This is a genomic window from Gordonia sp. B8661-1, from assembly GCF_059427765.1.
In genome coordinates, this window is sequence record NZ_JCAHRL010000016.1 from 1 (window position 1) to 18,887 (window position 18,887).

Below are 18,887 nucleotides of genomic sequence, written 5' to 3' on the forward strand. Positions count from 1 at the left end.
CCTTCCAGGCCGCCCTCCCGGGGCAAGCCAGATCAGATGTCACCTAACCGTGCACCAGTCCCTTGCGTAGACGCGTTCCTTCGGAGAGAACGCGTTGAGAGGCTGGTCGATCTGTACGACTGTGTTGTAGATGCTCTCCAACTCAGCGGTTACCTTTCCCAACGTCTCGTCGACGTGCCCTTGGGTCTGTCCGTACCAGTGCATTGTGTCAGCGAGTGTTAGGATATTAGTGTTGCTACCTAAGCTGCTCTGACCATGAAGCTTCGTGAGTTTGTCGATGGCGCAGTACCGCACGCGCTCATATGAATCGATGATTGTGGCAACAGGATCAGCGCTCAGCAACACTGGATACCGCACGTTCTCTTTATGCTCGCGGTCAACAGATCCGTCCGGGGCCAGAGCAAGACCTGTCGAGACGAGGTGTGCGATCTGGGTCTCGAGTTCTACGCTGAACCCAAGTCCGGTGACGTTCTTGGCTTGCCGAGCGATCCGATTGAAGAGCTTGGTGAGCGGCTCACGCCAGCAGAGGGCGAGCAAGAGAACGGTCGCCGGCCATATCAACGAGCTGACCAGCGCAGCTGCGAATGCAAACCCGTTCACCTTGTTCTCCTGCGGTTGATGGACTCAGAGGTTGCCGAGAGCGTAGGGGTGCTCGGGGGACGGTCCGAACACAGCGGGGTGTTCAATTCTTGCCATCTGCAATTAACGCCGCACGTTGAGCAGTTCTCGTTGTCGTGGAGTGAGTTTTCTCCGCAAACTGGGCCACCTCACCCATCAGCGCATTGCTCCTGGAGCAGCGTAGCGACCGAGACGAGGGTGCGCGGAGACGCTGAAACCCAAGCCGCCCTCAGCCGCGAAGACTCGCTCGGGCTCAACCCGCGCCCGACCACTCCCGCTAGGATCCGTGACACCGCGACCACCCCGTCCAGCGACACGGTGTCCCCCGGCGGGGGAGTGTCAAGGTAGCCGCATTCGGCGAGCGCGGTCTCGAGCACCACCCGGTACGGAGTGTCAGTCACCTCCGCGACCGTCTCGAGTCGATCGCGTGTGGGCAGAGCGCGAAGTCCTTCGCGCCGCCACAGATTCAGGTTCATCCGACTCATACCGAGCCGTCCGGCTACCGCGGTTTCCGACAGACCGCGTCGATGTTTGAACTCGTCGACGATGCCGGCGAGGGAAGCTCCCATGTGGGGTGTCACCGTCTCATGCTGACTGTCATCAGGAGAGGTGTCAAGAAACCATGTACAGTGTATGTAAAGCGTAACTTTACATAATCTAAATTATCGGCTAACAGTATGGCTAGTTTCTGGCCAGTTTATCGGCTAGGCTGGAGGCATGACGACGGTGCCTCTCGGCGAAGCCAAGGACAAGCTCTCCGCGCTCATCGACAGCGCCGAGAGCACGCACGACATCATCACGATCACCAAACACGGCAAACCCGCCGCGGTGCTCATGTCGGCTGACGACCTCGAATCGCTGCACGAAACGATCTACTGGCTCTCACGTGCCGGCATCCGCGAAGCTGTCGCGGCCGCCGACGTCGAGTACGCCGCCGGTCAAACCGTCTCCCTCGAGGACCTGCGCGCCGAACACGGCATGCCGCCCCAGTGAGCGACAACCCCACGGACTCGGCCGATGAGTACCGCGTCGAGGTCGCATCCCCCGCACGCCGCGATCTGCAACGCCTTCCATCCCGGATCGTCCACGCTGTCATCGAGTTCATCTCCGGGCCCCTCGCCGGCAACCCGCACCGCCTCAGCAAACCGCTACGCGACGACCTCGAAGGCCTTCACAGCGCACGCCGCGGCGACTACCGCATCCTGCTGCGCATCGACGATCCCAACCACACCATCGTCATCGTCAAGATCGACCACCGAGCCCACGCCTACCGCACCTAACCCACAGCGCCACAACACGTCCCTGACACCATGAGGAGCATCGTGAACGACTCCGGCCGGACACTCGACCACGCCATCGACGCGCTCTACGACCCCATCAACGCCCTGCAACGCCAGGTCCTCGACATCGAGCGCAGCTACCGCGACCTCGCCCAACGCGACGACCTCGCCACCGACACCCTTGGGGCTCCCACCACTCCCGCCGAAGCCATCGCCGGCATCACCGAAGCACTGGCATCTCTCCGCGATGCGCTCCGCGCCGCTGAAGGACGCCGCGACACTGCCAAGCAGCATGCAGCACGCCTCTACATCGACCACTGACACCTGTCAGAGGCCACCGGCACAATTAGTGCGAAGCCCTCCATCCGCAAGCCATCGACCGCGAGGTGTTGGGCATGCAGGTGGCCACCAGTGAGAGGGGCCTGACCCCGGTTCTTGGACACGCTGAATCCAGCACTTGGTGCTGGGGAAGCGAGATGATCGGAGAACCATGGCCAGGAAGAACTACTCCGAAGAGTTCCGTCGTCAGGCCGTCGACTTGTACGAGTCCACCCCGGGCGCGACGCTGAAGGGCATCGCCACCGATTTGGGGGTCGCGCGGGGCACCCTGAAGCACTGGGTGGGCCAGTACGGCACGGGCAAGAAGACCGCACCCGACGGCACCACGATCCCGCGTCTCGCGAGTCCGGGCGGGCCACCGCCGCCGGACGGACCGGAGACGCCCGAGCAGGAGCTGGCCCGGCTCCGGGCGCGGGTGCGTGAGCTCGAGGTCGAGACCACCAAGCTCTCCACCGAGCGCGAGATCCTCCAGCGGGCGGCCAAGTATTTCGCCGGGGAGACGAACTGGTGAGTCGCTTCCAGTTCGTTGCCGACAACTCCACCACCTTCGAGGTGAAGCGACTGTGTGAGCTCGTCGAGATCGAGCGCTCTTCCTACTACGCGTGGGTCAAGGCCGCTCCCGGGCGTGAGGCCAGGGCGGTCGCGGACGCGGCGCTGGCTGAACGGATCAGGTCCGCACACCAGCAGGACAAGACCTGCGGCGCGCCCCGGATCACTGCCGAGCTCAACGACGGCGCCCCTGCCGGCGAGCGCGTGAACCACAAGCGCGTCGCGCGGGTAATGCGGGCCGAGGGAATCCGTGGCTACGTGAAGAAGCGGAGGGTGCGGACCACGATCCCCGAGCCGTCGGGGCAGAAGGTCCCCGACCTGCTCAAGCGGGACTTCACCGCGAAGGCGGTCAACGAACGCTATGTCGGGGACATCACCTACCTGCCGATCGGGGACGGGACGAACCTGTATCTGGCCACCGTGATCGACTGCTACTCACGCCGGCTGGCCGGGTGGGCGGTCGCCGACCACATGCGTACCGAGCTCGTCGAGGACGCCCTCAAGGCAGCCGCCGCCACCCGGGGCAGCCTCAAGGGCGCGATCTTCCACTCCGACCACGGGTCGGTCTACACCAGCAAGGACTACGCCAAGCTCTGCAAGCAGCTCGGCGTGACCCAGTCCATGGGAGCCGTCGGCTCCTCGGCCGACAACGCTCTGGCCGAGTCGTTCAACGCCACCATCAAGCGCGAGGTCCTCCAAGACGCCGCCTGCCGGCCCGACGAGGCCACCTGCCGCCGCGAGGTCTTCCGCTGGCTCGTCCGCTACAACACCCGCCGCCGTCACTCCTGGTGCGGCTACCTGTCCCCGTCCACCTACGAGGCCCGCCGGGCCGCTACGCTGCCAACCGCTGCGTAATCACCCACCGTGTCCAAGATCCGGGGGTAGGGCCCAGACCAGGGCATCGTGGAACACCTTCTTCGCCGACCTGGTGGCCCGCGACCTGGGCGGGGTGCGCTTGGTGACCTCCGATGCTCATGCCGGGCTCATCGAGGCGATCGCAGCGAACCTGCCCGGCGCGGTATGGCAGCGCTGCCGCACCCACTACGCCGCCAACCTCATGGCAGTGTGCCCCAAGTCCATGTGGCCGGCGGTAAAAGCGATGCTGCACAGCGTGTATGACCAGCCCACCGCCACCGCGGTGCACGAGCAGTTCGACCGGCTCCTCGAATACACCGACAGCCGATTGCCCGAGGTCGCCGACCATGCCCCGGACAGCACAGTGCAAGAGTTTCCGACATCCCCAACCACATCTGATTTGACGAATCGACGATCCACCAGCTCGAATGCGAATCGCGCAATCGAATGCGCAATCTCGAACGCGGTGTCGTGTGACCGTCAGGGGAGGTCTTCCAGCACAGACCCGATGAAGGGCCGCGGCGCCTGACGTCCTCGCCCGACCGCATCGATGTCGGGCAGGCGACCATGACAAGATGGGTAGGCCGGTGCAGCAGGCAGCCGTCGTCATGTCGTCGGTCGGGACCGTGGCCACTCACCAACTGTGTGGCCCCCTTCGATGGAAGCGAGAGTCACCAGTGCAGCCAAACAACCCTGACGCCGTGGTCAACCCTGACGCCGTGGTCAACCCTGACGCGGTGGTCGTCGACGACAGCGGAGACAACGCCGGCCGTGCGTTGCTGACCATCGTCTCCGCCCAGCACGAAGAACTGGTGATCCTGACCGTCCAAGGCAGCATCGACGTGCTCACCGCACCACAACTGTCCGAAGCAGTGACGAACGCGTTGACCGGTCAACCGCGCGGCCTGATCATCGACCTGACCACCACCGACTTCCTGGCCTCGGCCGGCATGGCCGCACTCGTCGCCGCGCACGAGGCCATCGCACCGACCGGACTGTTCGGAGTCGTCGCCGCCACACCCGCGACGTCGCGGCCCCTGACACTCATGGGCCTGGACCAGACGATCGTCCTCTACCCCTCCCTCGCCCACGCCGTCACCGCCATGACCGACCCCACCGGAATGACCGGCACCCCGACTGGGTAGACACGGCGGCGTGGACTCATCACAGCACCTCGATGGCGACTCCACCGGTGACTTCAAACGCTCGGTCGCGGCCACCGCCGAAGCCGCCCACACACTGCGCGAACTGTTCACCCTCTGGGTGACTGCCACTGTCGACGCCGACACCGAACGCCGCGGCGACATCATCCTGGCCGTCTACGAAGCAGTCGCCAACGCCACCGAACACGCCTACAAGAACTCCGCCGAACCCGGAACGGTCACCGTGCACAGCCGACACCGACCCAACGGCGCCCTCGAAATCACCGTCACCGACACCGGCACCTGGGACCCCAGCCCCTCAGAGCGCTTCCGCGGCCGCGGACTAGCACTCATCACCGCGCTGAGCGACACCCACGCACTCACCACCGGACCCGACGGCACCACCGTCACCATGTGCTGGCAACCGATGCCTGTCGTGACGTCATAACGTCTGGTTACCGGTGCTCGATGTGGGTGGCAAGGCGACACGAGTTTTCGGACACTGCTGCCCTGCGGAAACGACTGGTTCTGTGAGTGTCGCGAAATCGATCGCTAGCTAGCGGACGCGCTCGGACCCTGCGTGTCAGGGTGAGTTGAGTCCAACGGTTCACAGCAACCCCGCCTGCAGGGCGAGATACGGATCAACTCTTCGATGACGATTTCCAGCCTGGCCGTGTCCGGGGACAATGCCCGCATGGACTCCTTGCAGCCACGCTCCGACGGCCCGCGCCGACGCCGCGCCTTCACCCCGGCGGACAAGCTCGCACACCTGGCCGCATACGAGCAGGCCTGCGCGAGCAACGAGGGCGGCGCCTACCTGCGCCGCGAGGGCCTGTACTCGTCGCTGATCAGCGAATGGCGCAAGCAACGCGACGCCGGCGTCCTCGACGGCGCACCAGCCGGCGCGAAGATCGGCAAGCTCACCGCCGAGCAGGCCGAGATCGCCCGCCTGCGCCGAGAGCTCGACCGCACCACCAAGCGCCTCGCGACCACCGAAGCGGCCCTAGACATCATGGGAAAAGCACACGCGCTCTTGGAATCTCTCTCCGAGAGCGCGGACACCGACGAGCCGCACAACAAGCGCTGATGACCGCCCACCACGCCCTCACCGATGCCGGCGTCACCACAAGGACGGCGACGACCTTGACGTCGGTGACCCGGTCAACCGCCGCCAGGATCAAGGCACGGTCGCTGGCACCGGCGCGGCCGGCGCCAGCGGCGGCGCAGGTGCCCGCGAACAAGCTCACACCGGACGAACGTCAGGCGGTGCTCACGCTGCTCGACTGCGACCGGTTCGTCGACCAGGCTCCGCTCGAGGTCTACGCCCAGCTCCTCGACGAAGGCACCTACCTGTGTTCGGTGTCGACGATGTACCGGATCCTGCGGGAGAACACGCAGGTCACCGACCGCCGCAGGCAGGCGAGACATCCCGCACGGGTGTGCCCGGAACTGGTGGCCGACGCGCCTCGGCAGGTCTACACCTGGGACATCACGAAGCTCCCCGGCCCGGTCAAGGGCGTCTACTTCGACGCCTACGTGATGGTCGACATCTACTCTCGCTACATCGTCGGTGCGCACGTCCAAACCCGTGAATCCGGTGCGCTTGCCGTGGAGTTCATGTCGGAAATCTTTGCCGTGCATGGCATTCCGAGTGTGGTGCATGCCGACCGTGGGACGTCGATGACCAGCAAACCCGTCGCCGCTCTGCTCGCCGACTTGGAGGTGACCCGGTCGCATTCGCGGCCGAAGGTCTCCAACGACAACCCGTACTCCGAATCGCTGTTCAAGACCCTCAAGTACGGTCCGGCGTTCCCGGACCGCTTCGGGTCGATCCACCATGCCCGACAATTCATGGAAACGTTCGTGACCTGGTACAACCACGACCACCGGCACAGTGGAATCGGTCTGCACACCCCCGCAGACGTCCACTTCGGGCTCGCTGCCCAGAAGGCGGCCGAGCGCTCCGACGTCCTCGCGGAGGCTCGTCGCGCCCACCCCGAACGATTCGGAACCACAGACCGAGGGCCGAAGATCCTGGACCTGCCCACCGAGGCCTGGATCAACCAGCCTGCCGCAATCGACGGCACCGAACCTGCGGCGGGTCAGGCCGCCGCGTAACACCCGTTGGACTCAATCACCTTGACAAGTTCCGGGACGGGGGTTTGACTACCTTGAGCCACCGTCGTGAGGTGGGGTCGTCACGTCCCACGCTGACTTGCGGATACGAGATGAAGGTCGCTTCGTCGATGTAGGGCGGGACCGTGGCTCTTTCTGGTGACGTCCTGCCGTGTGTCAGTTGAAGCCTCCGGACGGTGTCGTGGCCTGCTCTCTTTGCCACATGACGATGGTCAGTTCGGCGTAGAGGACGGTGTGGTCGTCCTGATCGGTCAGCCGCATTTCTATCTTCACTCGCCCGCGTGTTCCGTCGAGAGTGATCTCGGCAATTTGGGCGGTTCCGGTGAGAACGTTGCCGGGTCGGACGGGCACCGGGAACCGTACCCGGTCGAATCCGAGCCCGGCGATCACTGCCCATTGGTTGAGCATTGTTTGTGTGAGCAGCCGTTGAGCGATGGCGATGGTGTGTACCCCGCTGGCGATGAGTCCGCGGAAGTGTCCCTGATCAGCGGCTTCCTCATCGATGTGAAACCACTGGGCGTCCCAGCGGGTGGCGAAGTCGACCAGTTCGGACTTGGAGACGGTGTGATCGCCCAGTTCGAGGATCTGGCCCGGGGTGAAGTCTTCGGCGTAGACGGACGGACTCGGGGGCGCGGCGTTCACAGTGACCTGGCTACGAGCAGCTTCATGATCTCGTTGGTGCCGCCGTAGATCCGCTGCACGCGGGAGGCGGCGTACATCTGGGCGATGGGGTATTCCATCATGTAGCCGTAGCCACCGAACAGCTGTAGGCACTTGTCCACCACGCGGCACTGCATGTCGGTGGCCCACATTTTGATCATGGAGGCGCCGGCGGCGTCCAGGGTGCCCTCGATCTGGCGGCGGATGCCGTCGTCGATCAGCGCCTTGCCGGCGTAGACTTCGGCCTTGCACTCGGCTAGTACGAACTGGGTGTTCTGGAAGTCCAGGAGTTTCTTGCCGAACGCATCGCGCTCTTTGACGTACCGGATGGTCTCGATCACCGCGGCCTCGGCCACCGCCACGCCGGCGACTCCGATGATGAGTCGCTCCCGCGGCAACTGGGTCATGAGTTCGGCGAAGCCGGAGCCCTCCTCGCCAAGGATGTTCTCCACCGGTACCCGCATGTCGTCAAAGAAGAGTTCGCGGGTGTCCCATCCGTGCATGCCGATCTTCTCGAGGACGGCGCCGCGGGAGAAGCCCGCGACGTTATTGTCGACCTCGGCGACTAGTAGGGAGATGCCCTTGCCGCCGGCCGCTGGATCGGTCTTGGCCACGATGACAACCAAGTCGCAGTGGGTGCCGTTGGAGATGAAGGTCTTGGCGCCGTTGACCACGTAGTGGTCGCCGTCGCGGATGGCTGTGGTCTTGACGTTCTGCAGGTCTGAGCCGGTACCAGGCTCGGTCATGGCGACGGCCACCACTTTCTCGCCGGAGGCGAGCCCGGGTAGCCAGCGGCGCTTTTGCTCCTCGGTCCCGTAGGCGTTGATGTAGTGGCTGGCGATCGTGGAGTGCACGGTGAAGCCGAACGCGCTGTCGTGCGCGTACGCCAGTTCCTGGGCCACTACAGCCTCGTGGCCGAAGTCGCCTCCCCCGCCGCCGTCCTTTTCGGCGATGTCGGTGAGCAGTAGGCCTGCCGCTCCGGCTCTGTTCCAGAGTTCGCGGTCGACGTGGCCCTGCCGGGCCCAGTCCGCCTGGCGGGGGGTGACTTCTCTGGCGAAGAAGGCGCGGGCGTGGTCCCGTAGCAACTCGTGGGACTCGGTTTGCCAGGTGGGGCGGTGGTCGGGGAACAGGGTGGTGGTCATGATCTTGTCCTTGTCGGGCCGGGTCAGCGGCCGGTGAAGTTCGGCGAACGCTTGGCCACGAAGGCGGCCTGGCCCTCGTGGCTGTCGTCTGAGGCGAGTGAATAGACGAAGTTGCGCTTTTCGTGCTCGAGCCCTGCGGCTATCGACCCGGTCTGCGCGGCCAGGGCGGCGTCTTTGGCCAGGGCCACGGCCAGCGGGGAATTAGCCGAGATCCGCTGCGCCAGGGCGATCGCCTGTTCGACGACCTCGTCGTCGTCGACCACCTTTCCCACCAGGCCGAGGGTGGCGGCCTCGGTCCCGGTGACCAGGTCGCCGCTGAGCAGCAGTGCCATGGCGCGAGGTTTGCCGAGCGCCCGGATGAGTCGTTGGGTGCCGCCGCCGCCGGGGATGACGCCGAGCTTGACCTCGGGTAATCCAAGGCGGGCACCCTGGCCGACGATGCTGGTGTCGCAGGCCAGGACGAGTTCGAGCCCGCCCCCCAGGGCCAGGCCCTCGACGGCTGCGATCACCGGTTTGGGGAAGTTCTCCAGGTCGGCCCATAGAGTCCCCCCGGAGGCCCGCCGCTGCCCGATCAACGGATCGGCCCGCAGGGCGTCGAACGCGGTGATGTCTGCTCCAGCGCAGAACACGCCGCTCGCGCCGGCCAAAACTATGGCGCGCACGGAGTCATCGGTCCGCAGCTCGGCTAGGTGCCCGTTCAAGGCTGCGAACACCGCGGCGTTCAGTGCATTCCGGGCCTCGGGTCGGTTGATGCGCAGGATCGCGACGGCTCCGCGTCGTTCGCTGCGCACCACATCATCGTGTCCGCTCCGGTTGTTCATTCCTCGGCTCCCCGGTAGAGATCGGCGTGGTCGGTGCGTAGCGTCTTTTTGTCCAACTTGCCGACGCTGGTGCGCGGCAGCGCGTCGGCGAAGATGACGATGTCGGGCAGTTGCCACTTGGCGAACTTGTCTTCCAACACGGCGTGGATGTCGTCGACGTCAAGATCGGCACCGTCTTCTTGGACGACGATCGCAACCGGGCGCTCTTGCCACTTGGGATGCTCGATCCCCACCACGGCGGCTTCGCGGACCTGTGGGTGGGCGACGATCGCGTTTTCCATGTCGATCGAGGAGATCCATTCGCCGCCGCTTTTGACCACGTCCTTGATGCGGTCGGTCAGCTTGAGGTAGCCGTCGGGGCGGATCGTGCCGGCATCGCCGCTGCGCCACCACCCATCGGCGAACGCGCCGCCTTTGTCTTCCATCTTGTGGTAGCGCTCGATGATCCACGGGCCGCGCATGAGCACCTCGCCCTGGGAGACACCGTCGTGGGGTAGTTCGGTTCCGTCCGGTCCGACGACCTTGATGTCGATCCCGTTGACCAGCAGACCCTGGGCCCGCTTGAGATCCCACTTCTCCTTCTCACTGAGCACGTCCCGCAGCGTGTGCTTCAGGCCTGCGTTGACGGTGACCAGCGGAGTGGTCTCCGTGGCGCCGTAGGCGTGGATGATGTCGGCGCCGGTGAGGTCATGGAAGCCGCGCATGAGCGTGAGCGACGGTTCGGTCGCCCCGGACAGCAGACGGGCGCGGCTGAAGTCCGGGCGCGTCTTGAGTGTGCGGATGTAGTCGAGCATCGGCTCGAAGATCGCGGGGGCACCGTTGGCTACGGTGACGGACTCGGAGATCATCGCGTCAACCAGCACAGAGGTGTCCTCGGCCGTATACCGTCCGGGCAGCACGACCTTGGCGGCCGAGTAGATGGCCGACTGCGGCAGTCCCCAGCCCTGGCCGTGGAACATCGGGGTGATGACCATGACGGTGTCGTCGTCGCCCATCTTCAACTGCGCTGCCTCGGCAAGAGTGTGGAGGTAGATCCCGCGATGGGAGTAGTACACGCCCTTGGGGCGGCCGGTGGTGCCGGTGGTGTAGCACGCGCTGTACGCCGAAGTTTCGTCGATCATCGGCCAGTCGAAGGTCGATTCCGCGGCCGTCAGCGCGTCTTCCCAGTGGACGACCCCGGGCAGGGTGGTGGAGATCTCCGAGAGTGGCTTGTCCGTCATGACCACCCAGGTCTTCACCCCGACGCCCTGCTCGACCAGCGCCTCGGCCACGGGCAGCAGGGACTCGTCGACCAGCACGATCGAGGCTTCGGCGTGGTCGGTGACATAGGCCAGGTCCACCGGGGCGAGCCGCAGGTTCATCTGCAGCATCACCGATGCGATACCGGGAATCGCCCAGTACAGCTCCATATGGCGTTTGGAGTTCCAATCCAGGATTCCCACCACCGTTCCGGGGCCGGCCCCCAGCCCGGTGAGCGCGTGGGCTGACTTCCCGACCCGCTCGAACATGTCTGCGTAGGTGTAGCGGTCCCAGCCCCCGTCGATGGTGCGGAATACGATCTCCTGCTCGGGGTAGGTCCGGGCGGAGTGCCGCAGCAGGGTGGTGGTGTTGAGCTGGTAACTGTCACCGTGTGTCGACGGCAGACCGGTGACGATGGGGTGGGACGTCATGTTGGTGCTCCTGAAGTGGGGTTGGGACGGTGGCTGGGACGGAGGGGGCTCGTCAGAGGCGTTCGATGATGGTGGTGTTAGCGGTGCCGTGGGCTTCGCAGATGGTCTGTAGCCCGTATCGGCTGCCGGTGCGTTCGAGCTCGGTCAGCAGGTCCGTCATCATGCGGGCGCCGGTGGATCCGAGGGGGTGGCCGACAGCCACCGAGCCGCCGTTGACGTTGAGTTTGTCGTCGGGGACGCCGAACTCTTTTTGGAACATCAGCGGTACTCCCGCGAACGCTTCGTTGACCTCGAACAGGTCGATATCGTCCACCGTGAGCCCCGACCGGTCCAGGGCCTTGCGGGTGGACTCGAGGATTGCGGTGAACTGGATGATCGGATCGGCCGCGGCGACCGCGTGGACCACGAAGCGGGCGCGGGGGGTGAGCCCGTGGGCCTCGGCGAACTCGCGGTCGGCGATGAGTAGTGCGGCGGCGCCGTCGCTGAGCTGGGAGGAGTTGGCTGCGGTGGTCTTGCCGTCTTCGGCGAACACCGCCCGCAGGGACGCCATCTTCTCTGGGTCGAGCTCGGCCCGGATCCCCTCATCCGCGGTCACGGGCTCGCTGGAGTCATCGAGCGGGTCGCGGCGCAGCGGAACCAGCTGGGTCTCGAAGCGGCCGTCGCGGGTGGCAGCCAGCGCCCGCTCGTGGCTCCGGCGGCTGAAGGCGTCGAGTTCCTCCCGGCTGAGGTCGAAGCGGGTGTTCATCAGCTCACTGGACGGGCCTTGAGCCAGCAGTCCGCCGTCGTAGCGGGCCAGTTCGCGGGGGGAGTATTGCGGGCCTAGCGGGGCGCCGGGTTGTAATGAGGATGGCAGCGCCACCTGTGACATCGACTCCACGCCGCATGCGATGGCGAGGTCGTAGGACCCCGCCTCCACACCGTGGGCGGCAAATGCGACAGCTTGCTGCCCCGAGCCGCACTGTCGGTCCACGGTCACGGCCGGCACCGAATCGGGCAGGCCGGAGGAGAGCACCGCATGGCGAGCGATGTTGGAGCTCTGCTGGTCGTGCGTCATCACACAGCCAGCGATCACGTCGTCGATTTTCTCCGGCGCCACATCACTGCGGCGAACCAGTTCACTGAGGGTGGCCCCCAGCAGATCGGCGGGATGCCAGGCGGCCAGCGCCCCGCCGCGCTTGCCGACCGGGGTCCGGACGGCATCGACGATCACGGCCTCGCGGGTGGCTCGGGAACTACGGGGCTGGGGGGAGTCGGTCATGACTGGGTCCTTCCTCAAGGTGGTCAGGTGGTGGGCGCCGTGGGCGCGTGAGTGGTCTGCGCTGTGGCCGGGTGGGCATCGCGAACGGCGGTGAGCGGGATGTCGTGGCGCGCGGCCAGATCCTCCCAGTGGGCCGTGGTGTGCGCGGCGAAGGCGCGGGTGTAGGCGGCGGATGTGCCGTCGCAATCGAGTACTTCTCTGGTGCGGGCCTCGAAGTGCGGTTCGAGTGCCCCCAGGGCGATGTGGCCGTCGGCGGTGGCATAGATGTTGTAGGAGGGCAGAGCCCCGCCCAGTGGTGCTCCATTGCCAAACAGGCCGTGCCGGAGGGCAGCCGCGGAGTCGTACGCGGCCGCGTCGAGAGTGATGCGTTGATGTCCGCCGGAGTCGTGCTGTCCCCGGGCCAGCAGCAGGGCCAGGGCGGCCGAGATGGCCCGCTCCCCACCGACGGTGTCGGCGACCGGGACCAGCGGCAGGTGCGGCGGCCGGATGGTGCCGTATCTCGCCTGATAGGTCAGGTCGTGGCCCGCGACCTCCTCGTCGGCGCCGTCGTAGCCCACGATCTCCACATGGCACAACCGCGGGTAGCGGTCGCTGAGATCGCCGAGGCCGAGTCGGCAGAACGCTGACGGGCGCATGGCGGTCACCAACACGTCCGCCGTATCGAGCAGCGTGGTCAGCTCCTCCAGTCCGCTACGACTCTTGAGGTCGGCCCGACGAACCTCCACCCCCTGTGTCAGTTCTGAGTACCAGGAGGGCGCGGCCACGGCCAAGGCGTCACCCACCGGCGGCTCCACTTTGATCACCGCGGCGCCGAGGTCGCGTAGGCCTGCCACGGCTAGCGGACCGGGCAGGTTGGTAGCCAATGAGACGACCTGTATGCCGGCTAGGGGTCGGAGCGATCGAAGACTCATTTCAGCGACTATACAAGTAGTCAGTAAACATATCCACTGTATAGCGTTAACGGCTGGCACATCCCAGTAGACTCGTTCGTCAACCGAAGGGAGACCGCGTGGACCGCCCCGCCCAGCACTCCGGCGACCAGGACCTCACCGCCAAAGCGCGAATCCGTAACGCTGCTCTCGAGCTCTATGCGGCCAACGGCGAGGACCGCACACCGATGCGTGCGGTCGCGGCCGCCGCCGGGGTTACCGTAGGGCTGGTGGTCCATCACTACGGGTCCAAAGACGGCCTGCGCGAGGCTGTGGAGCAGATCGTCGTGGAGCGTTTTGCGTCGGCCCTTGCTTCGGCGCCGACCGACGGGGCCGGCGAAGAAATCGCTCGCGTCCGGAATGAATCCGTCGCGGAAATGCTGGTCAGAAACCCGGAGGTGGTCAACTATCTCCGACGGGCGCTACTCGAACCCGGCGGCCAGCGGGGGCAACTGCTGGAGCGGCTCACCGAACTTACCCACCGGGAGGTCGTTGCGATGCGCGAGACCGGCGCGGCCTCGCGGGGCCGCGCCGACTCCGTCCAGGTGGTCGACGTGATCATCAACCAGATGGGCCGACTGTTCCTGCAGCCGCTGGTGGATGCCGTCTGGACCCACCTCGGGACCTTCACCCACACCGAGGGGCACAGCAAGCCCGAGCTCGGCGTGAGCGTGTCCGGGGGAGGAGCTGTCGATCGTTCCCACGGGTCAGCCACCTGACCCGAGTTTCTCTTTCGCTGAACGTCTGTACAAGAACCGCGTTGGCGGTTACTGTTTCTGCTGTGTCCGGGGTCACATACCCGATCCCGGAGTCTTCAACACCTCAGGAGTCACCATGGCCACTCTCGGAGGCGCCCTCGCGCTCAATGCCCGCCGGCACCCGGACAAGACCGCACTGATCTTCGGCGAGAGCACCTACTCGTACGAGCAGCTCGCGGCCCGGATCAATCAGTATGCGCACGCGTTGGCGTCGCTCGGAGTCGGCAAGGGCGACAGGGTGGCACTGCTGAGTCCGAACTCCGACGCGTACATCCTGGGCCTGTACGGAGCGTTCCGACTGGGGGCCATTGCCGTGCCTCTCAACCCTCGCGTGCCGGCCCGCGAACTTCGCTACCTGCTCGAGGACTCCGGTGCGACGGTGCTGCTGTACTCCGAGGGGCTCGCGGTGGTGGTGGCCGGCCTCGACGAACTCGATCCGCTGCCGTCCGCGCCGCAAAGTCTGGTGCTGGACGAGCCCGCCGCGCAGGGCATCGCGCGGCTCGCAGACACCATGCCGACCACCGCGCCGGAAGTGGAGGTCATCGAGGACGACGACTGCATTATCCTCTACACCTCGGGCACGACCGGGCGTCCCAAGGGAGCGTTGTTCGACCATCACCGCATGCTGTGGGTGGGGAACTCGGTTTCCGCACTCGGTATGAATATCTTCGACCGGAATCTGCACGTCGCGCCGATGTACCACTGCGCGGAGCTGGTCCTGTTCGTTATGTCAGGGTTCAGCCTGGGCACCACTCACGTGGTGCTGCCAGCGTTCGAGCCCAAGGCGGTCCTGGATGCGCTGGAGAAGCACCGCATCACCGTGTTCCTGGGCGTGCCCACCATGTACCAGATGCTGCTGCAGCACCCCGAGCTCGGCACGCGCGATCTGTCCGCGTGGCGGCTGGGCTTCTTCGGCGCCGCACCAATGCCGCCGAGCGCGGCGACCAGCTTGCTCGCCACCCTGCCGCACGTGCAGTTCTTCCAGCTGTGCGGCCAAACCGAAGGCGGCCCGACCGGCATCTTCCTCACTCCGGACGAAGTACGCGCCCGCCCAGATGCCACCGGACGGGCGTCCATCACTAACGCCGAGACGCGGATCGTCGACGACGAGGGCAACGACACCGCGGTCGGCGAGCCCGGGGAGATCATTTACCGAGGCGAGACCATCATGAAGGGCTACTGGAACAAGCCCGAGGCCACCGCCGATGCGCTCCGCGACGGCTGGCTGCACAGCGGCGACGTGGCGGTCCGGGACGCCGACGGGTTTATCACGATCGTTGATCGGATGAAGGACATGATCATCACGGGCGGGCGCAACGTGTACTCGGTGGAGGTCGAACAGGCCCTCGCCGGCCACCCGGACGTGGCCGATGTGGCGGTCGTCGGGCGGCCGGACGAGATGTTCGGGGAGAGCCTCATCGCCGTCGTCACCCCGGTCGAGGGCCGCGAGGTCACCTTGGAGTTGCTCCGCGAGTACGGATCCCAGTTCATTGCGGGTTACAAGCTTCCGCGCGAGCTCATCACCCGGCCCATTCCCCGTAACCCCTCGGGGAAGATTCTCAAGCACGTGCTGCGTGATGCAATCACGGAAGGCACAGTCGCCACCAGCTAACAATCGGATAGCTCGTTAGGCTCCTCTACCAAGCCACCTGCCATTTGGCCCGCTCTGGGAGAGGTCGAGTTCGCGGGATACTCGGCGTCGCCTACTTGTCATAACGTAGATTATCGGCGAATCTTGATGCGAATCAACGTGTTTCGTCACCAGTCGGGCGGCCTCGGCCAGACCGCGATTCAATCTCAAAGCCGGATGCTCGCGAGCACCCCGTGGTGGTCGGAGCCCGGCAGATCGATCCGCCGGAACGATGTCGGTGTCGGGCCGTTGCGGGTGAGTACCCGATCGAGCGCGAGCAGGGGCGGGTAGGGTCGGCCGGCGGGGTAGGTCGCGACGACGCCGGATCCGAGATGCTCGGCGGCGTCGGTCAGCTGGGGTGAATCCGGCGGTCCGGAGAGCAGCTGCCGGAAGGAGCGGTGATCGTAGGTCGAGTTGGCATCGGCGCCGATGATCAGCGGATCTGTGTCGGCGGACAGGATCGAGCGTAGCTCGCGGAGCTCGGCATTCCAGCGCCACGATGGTTCCGGATAGGGCGGCAACGGATGCAGTGCATAGACCGAGATGGGCGAGCGGTTTGGTAGCGTAAGTCGCGCATGAAGATTCGACAGTTCGAATCCGCGCAGGAGTTGCCCGTCAGTCAGCGGGGACCGAGCATAGATGCCGGCTCCACCTCCACCCTCGCGGGGACGGAGAAACGCGAACGGCAAGGCGTGGCGCAACCCGGCGCGATCGAGGGCCCCCACCGACTCGGGCGTCAGCTCGACCACCGTCATGACGTCGACTCGCGAGCTGCGTACCCGCGACACCATCTCATCCGGATCGGCCTGCCCGCGAAAGATGTTTGCCTGCATAACGGTCAAGTCCGAGTCCGAGACCAGTTCGTCCACTCCCCAATACAGCGGGGCCTGCGCCGTGACGCCCACGGCAACGACGAGCACAGCTGCCACCGCGGAGATCCAGGCGCGCGCGACGAGCAACAGCACCAGGCCGAGGACACCGACGCCGATTAACACCGGCGTGAACGCCGCCACCCGGGACGCGGTATTGCTGACCAGGCCAGAGTAGTGAGCAGCAATCCCGACGACAGCGGCGAGGACCGCACCCCAGCCGAGTGCTCGTAGGAGTCCACGCATGCGGTCGATCATGCCACGATCGCCGTCAGGCTCAGAACGCTGATAGAGGCGCAGGATGACGATTCTGACGCCCACTCGGAGAAACTAACCACGGTAGTAGTAATCTGTCCGTGGCCCGTTCGATATCGAACTGTTTCATCCGGAACGACGCTTGAACTGAGGGACCTTCATTGGCACGGCATCGCAAATCTGACCCCAGCCCACCTCCTGCTGGTATACCTGCGTCCCGCCGCCCTGCGTCGGCGGCTTTCGACCGCGGGCCTTCGGTGCCACGGCATTCGGGTATCGCGCGGGCGTCGGGGCGACATCGGATACCCCACCCCCCTGAGACTGCGGTCGGGTTCACCCGAGCAGTCCCCTCACCTGCCCCGGCCCTCACGCGCTCGCCGCAGATTTCATCGGTGAGTGCGCCCAGGACGTCTCCTCCCAACCCGCCTCGCGGCGCCCGCCCACACCCGTCCCCCTCGCATCATGCACGGCCGCACGCGGCCCGTTTCGACCATGACGCGTATGGGCCGTGGCGCACACCACGCTCGGTCGACGTCGGCAGGAACCAAAGGGTTGCAGCGCCTACCGCGCCATGGGAGCGGGCGATGTCCGTTCTCGATCACCATGACAATGAGCCAGTTCACTCTGATTTTCTCGATGTGCTCGACGAGGAGAAGACGTCGGGAACACCACTCAGGTCCGTAGCCGCAGCCGGGGTCAGTGGATCGCTCGCGGCTGCGGTGGTCCTTTGCGTCGCCGGCGGGACCGCGGCCACTGCGCTCGCCGATCGTCACAGCCCAACAGTCACCCCAGTTTTCCAGGCTGGCGTGTCCGCCGACGACCGATCCGCGGCAACGCCATCACCTGTAGCCCTCGGATCGGTGGACGATCGACAAGACACCACGCCGGCGCGGACATCGTCACTCGATGAGCTGACCGCGGCCGTGCGAGAGTTGGTGCAGCCAGATCGTCTGCGGCCTTCCGATCCCCCTGCGCCACAACGGCCGCGGTCGGCGGCACCTACCTACGGCACCGTGACCTCGAGCTACGGGGCACGCTGGAGTACCACGCACTATGGCCTTGACATCGCCAACGCGATTGGCACGCCGGTGGTGTCCGCAAGCGATGGGCAGGTCATCGAATCCGGTCCGGCCGATGGTTTCGGTTTATGGGTACGCGTGCTGCAAGACGACGGCACGATCGGCGTGTACGGGCACATCAACGAGGCGTTGGTGAGCGTCGGACAACGAGTCCGGGCCGGCGAGCAGATCGCAACGGTAGGAAACCGCGGCTACTCCACTGGACCACACCTGCACTATGAGGTCTGGCAGCAAGACGGACCCAAACTTGATCCGGCACAGTGGCTGAGAACCCGGGGCGTCTACGTCGTCGGCTGAACCGGCGTGAACGGTGCAAAGCTGCTGGAGATTTCGTGGCAGGTGTGCGGGCGTAAGCCAAGCCGACGTTGCCAGTCTCGTGGTCTTACTGAGCTTTACCGACGGCAAGCTTCTGGCAAATGCGCCCGATCGATCGGATCGCAACGGTGTGCAAATCTATCGTGGTCACAGGCCGCGGCGGACAGTGGCAGCCGCTCTTTGCTGGTTGGTGGTCGTACCCCATGATGAGGTGCGTACGTGCCTGGGTTGTGGTTTAACTATCTGGCAGGTTCACCGAGCGGCTCTTCGCGAGTCCCCTCTTGCTCGCATGGTGGGCGTCCATCGCTTCGGCCTGGTGATTGATGCGAGTTCGTAGGGGTTTGAGGACGAGCATCGAGACTGGACTACTGAGCACTACTGCGAGCACGACGGCTCCGAAAATCGGGATTTTCACGTCAAATACGAAGGAAATCAACAGGATCAATCCGCACAGCGCAGCGGCGAGTGCTAGCCGCGCGGCGTTATACAGCAGGGCAATCGCGACGAGTGACTTGCCCGAAGGGGCGGGCGAGGGGGCGGCATGGTCAGAAGTGCTTCTGCTCATGTTCGGTAGGCCTTCCG

General features: G+C 65.5%; 19 protein-coding genes and 1 pseudogene. 11 read left to right on the plus strand and 9 right to left on the minus strand.

Annotation, left to right across the window (positions count from 1 at the left end; genetic code table 11):
• Positions 1 to 39: 39 nt before the first annotated feature.
• Positions 40 to 600, minus strand: coding sequence for a hypothetical protein (locus AC4JJG_RS20620; RefSeq protein ID WP_495405826.1), 561 nt, complete (start codon positions 598 to 600; stop codon positions 40 to 42).
• Positions 601 to 1,335: 735 nt separating this feature from the next.
• Between AC4JJG_RS20620 and AC4JJG_RS20625 the strand changes: the two genes are divergently transcribed.
• The 8 genes and pseudogenes from AC4JJG_RS20625 to AC4JJG_RS20660 all read left to right on the plus strand — a co-directional run bounded on the left by AC4JJG_RS20625 (position 1,336) and on the right by AC4JJG_RS20660 (position 6,901).
• Complete coding sequence (locus tag AC4JJG_RS20625) at positions 1,336 to 1,611, plus strand: type II toxin-antitoxin system Phd/YefM family antitoxin (RefSeq protein ID WP_005203787.1); 276 nt, start codon at positions 1,336 to 1,338, stop codon at positions 1,609 to 1,611.
• Positions 1,608 to 1,898, plus strand: a complete 291-nt coding sequence (locus AC4JJG_RS20630; protein WP_005203789.1) for a type II toxin-antitoxin system RelE family toxin — start codon at positions 1,608 to 1,610, stop codon at positions 1,896 to 1,898. Before AC4JJG_RS20625 ends, AC4JJG_RS20630 begins: the two co-directional genes overlap by 4 nt.
• A gap of 42 nt (positions 1,899 to 1,940) precedes the next feature.
• Complete coding sequence (locus AC4JJG_RS20635) at positions 1,941 to 2,219, plus strand: hypothetical protein (RefSeq protein ID WP_026920106.1); 279 nt, start codon at positions 1,941 to 1,943, stop codon at positions 2,217 to 2,219.
• A 169-nt stretch (positions 2,220 to 2,388) separates the two neighbouring features.
• Positions 2,389 to 3,641, plus strand: a protein-coding gene (locus AC4JJG_RS20640) for an IS3 family transposase (protein ID WP_091344449.1) whose coding sequence is annotated in 2 segments (ribosomal slippage) — positions 2,389 to 2,728 and positions 2,728 to 3,641 — 1,254 coding nt in all. Because the reading frame shifts where the segments join, the coding sequence is not laid out codon by codon here.
• 43 nt (positions 3,642 to 3,684) lie between these two features.
• Positions 3,685 to 4,002 (plus strand): annotated as a pseudogene (locus tag AC4JJG_RS20645) (transposase); the annotation flags it as partial.
• A gap of 340 nt (positions 4,003 to 4,342) precedes the next feature.
• Positions 4,343 to 4,786, plus strand: a complete 444-nt coding sequence (locus tag AC4JJG_RS20650; RefSeq protein WP_026920107.1) for an STAS domain-containing protein — start codon at positions 4,343 to 4,345, stop codon at positions 4,784 to 4,786.
• Positions 4,787 to 4,796: 10 nt separating this feature from the next.
• Positions 4,797 to 5,231 carry an ATP-binding protein gene (locus tag AC4JJG_RS20655; RefSeq protein WP_020171227.1) on the plus strand — a complete coding sequence of 145 codons (435 nt, stop codon included), beginning with the start codon at positions 4,797 to 4,799 and terminating at the stop codon, positions 5,229 to 5,231.
• A gap of 204 nt (positions 5,232 to 5,435) precedes the next feature.
• Positions 5,436 to 6,901 (plus strand): IS3 family transposase gene (locus AC4JJG_RS20660; protein ID WP_375295706.1). Its coding sequence is split into 2 segments (ribosomal slippage): positions 5,436 to 5,805 and positions 5,805 to 6,901, totalling 1,467 coding nucleotides; the frame shifts between segments, so codons are not numbered across the junction.
• A gap of 174 nt (positions 6,902 to 7,075) precedes the next feature.
• Here the strand turns inward: AC4JJG_RS20660 and AC4JJG_RS20665 are convergent.
• From AC4JJG_RS20665 to AC4JJG_RS20690, 6 genes are read right to left on the minus strand one after another with little or no spacing between them, the layout of a single operon-like run.
• Positions 7,076 to 7,561, minus strand: coding sequence for a MaoC/PaaZ C-terminal domain-containing protein (locus AC4JJG_RS20665; protein ID WP_006897079.1), 486 nt, complete (start codon positions 7,559 to 7,561; stop codon positions 7,076 to 7,078).
• Entirely contained in the window at positions 7,558 to 8,721 is a 1,164-nt protein-coding gene (locus AC4JJG_RS20670) for an acyl-CoA dehydrogenase family protein (protein WP_006897080.1), read from the minus strand. The genes AC4JJG_RS20665 and AC4JJG_RS20670 overlap by 4 nt, the downstream gene beginning before the upstream one ends.
• A gap of 23 nt (positions 8,722 to 8,744) precedes the next feature.
• Entirely contained in the window at positions 8,745 to 9,542 is a 798-nt protein-coding gene (locus tag AC4JJG_RS20675) for an enoyl-CoA hydratase/isomerase family protein (RefSeq protein WP_008382197.1), read from the minus strand.
• Positions 9,539 to 11,212, minus strand: coding sequence for a long-chain-fatty-acid--CoA ligase (locus AC4JJG_RS20680; RefSeq protein WP_006897082.1), 1,674 nt, complete (start codon positions 11,210 to 11,212; stop codon positions 9,539 to 9,541). Before AC4JJG_RS20680 ends, AC4JJG_RS20675 begins: the two co-directional genes overlap by 4 nt.
• Before the next feature lie 52 nt (positions 11,213 to 11,264).
• Positions 11,265 to 12,470, minus strand: coding sequence for a thiolase family protein (locus tag AC4JJG_RS20685; RefSeq protein WP_020171229.1), 1,206 nt, complete (start codon positions 12,468 to 12,470; stop codon positions 11,265 to 11,267).
• Between the two features lie 23 nt (positions 12,471 to 12,493).
• Complete coding sequence (locus tag AC4JJG_RS20690) at positions 12,494 to 13,381, minus strand: CoA transferase (protein ID WP_035734503.1); 888 nt, start codon at positions 13,379 to 13,381, stop codon at positions 12,494 to 12,496.
• 98 nt (positions 13,382 to 13,479) lie between these two features.
• On the opposite strand from AC4JJG_RS20690, the gene AC4JJG_RS20695 reads away from it, so the two are divergent.
• Both AC4JJG_RS20695 and AC4JJG_RS20700 read left to right on the plus strand, forming a co-directional pair.
• Complete coding sequence (locus tag AC4JJG_RS20695; RefSeq protein WP_020171231.1) at positions 13,480 to 14,118, plus strand: TetR/AcrR family transcriptional regulator; 639 nt, start codon at positions 13,480 to 13,482, stop codon at positions 14,116 to 14,118.
• A 115-nt stretch (positions 14,119 to 14,233) separates the two neighbouring features.
• On the plus strand, positions 14,234 to 15,769 hold the full coding sequence (locus tag AC4JJG_RS20700) for an acyl-CoA synthetase (RefSeq protein WP_058253280.1): 1,536 nt from the start codon (positions 14,234 to 14,236) through the stop codon (positions 15,767 to 15,769).
• A 185-nt stretch (positions 15,770 to 15,954) separates the two neighbouring features.
• On the opposite strand, the gene AC4JJG_RS20705 is transcribed toward AC4JJG_RS20700, so the two are convergent.
• Positions 15,955 to 16,977, minus strand: a complete 1,023-nt coding sequence (locus AC4JJG_RS20705; RefSeq protein ID WP_307814794.1) for an endonuclease/exonuclease/phosphatase family protein — start codon at positions 16,975 to 16,977, stop codon at positions 15,955 to 15,957.
• A gap of 518 nt (positions 16,978 to 17,495) precedes the next feature.
• Here AC4JJG_RS20705 and AC4JJG_RS20710 point away from each other — a divergent pair.
• Positions 17,496 to 18,287 (plus strand): M23 family metallopeptidase, encoded by a 792-nt coding sequence (locus AC4JJG_RS20710; RefSeq protein WP_239582609.1) that lies wholly within the window; start codon positions 17,496 to 17,498, stop codon positions 18,285 to 18,287.
• 253 nt (positions 18,288 to 18,540) lie between these two features.
• Here the strand turns inward: AC4JJG_RS20710 and AC4JJG_RS20715 are convergent, their stop codons facing one another.
• Positions 18,541 to 18,870 (minus strand): DUF4229 domain-containing protein, encoded by a 330-nt coding sequence (locus AC4JJG_RS20715; RefSeq protein ID WP_055476455.1) that lies wholly within the window; start codon positions 18,868 to 18,870, stop codon positions 18,541 to 18,543.
• Positions 18,871 to 18,887: the final 17 nt, after the last annotated feature.

Excerpts from the sequence above, each read along its gene's own strand:
- AC4JJG_RS20715 (WP_055476455.1), bottom strand. The coding sequence starts at position 18,870 with ATGAGCAGAAGCACTTCTGACCATGCCGCCCCCTCGCCCGCCCCTTCG.
- AC4JJG_RS20690 (WP_035734503.1), bottom strand. The coding sequence starts at position 13,381 with ATGAGTCTTCGATCGCTCCGACCCCTAGCCGGCATACAGGTCGTCTCA.
- AC4JJG_RS20625 (WP_005203787.1), top strand. The coding sequence starts at position 1,336 with ATGACGACGGTGCCTCTCGGCGAAGCCAAGGACAAGCTCTCCGCGCTC.
- AC4JJG_RS20710 (WP_239582609.1), top strand. The coding sequence starts at position 17,496 with ATGTCCGTTCTCGATCACCATGACAATGAGCCAGTTCACTCTGATTTT.
- AC4JJG_RS20670 (WP_006897080.1), bottom strand. The coding sequence starts at position 8,721 with ATGACCACCACCCTGTTCCCCGACCACCGCCCCACCTGGCAAACCGAG.
- AC4JJG_RS20680 (WP_006897082.1), bottom strand. The coding sequence starts at position 11,212 with ATGACGTCCCACCCCATCGTCACCGGTCTGCCGTCGACACACGGTGAC.
- AC4JJG_RS20700 (WP_058253280.1), top strand. The coding sequence starts at position 14,234 with ATGGCCACTCTCGGAGGCGCCCTCGCGCTCAATGCCCGCCGGCACCCG.
- AC4JJG_RS20675 (WP_008382197.1), bottom strand. The coding sequence starts at position 9,542 with ATGAACAACCGGAGCGGACACGATGATGTGGTGCGCAGCGAACGACGC.
- AC4JJG_RS20685 (WP_020171229.1), bottom strand. The coding sequence starts at position 12,470 with ATGACCGACTCCCCCCAGCCCCGTAGTTCCCGAGCCACCCGCGAGGCC.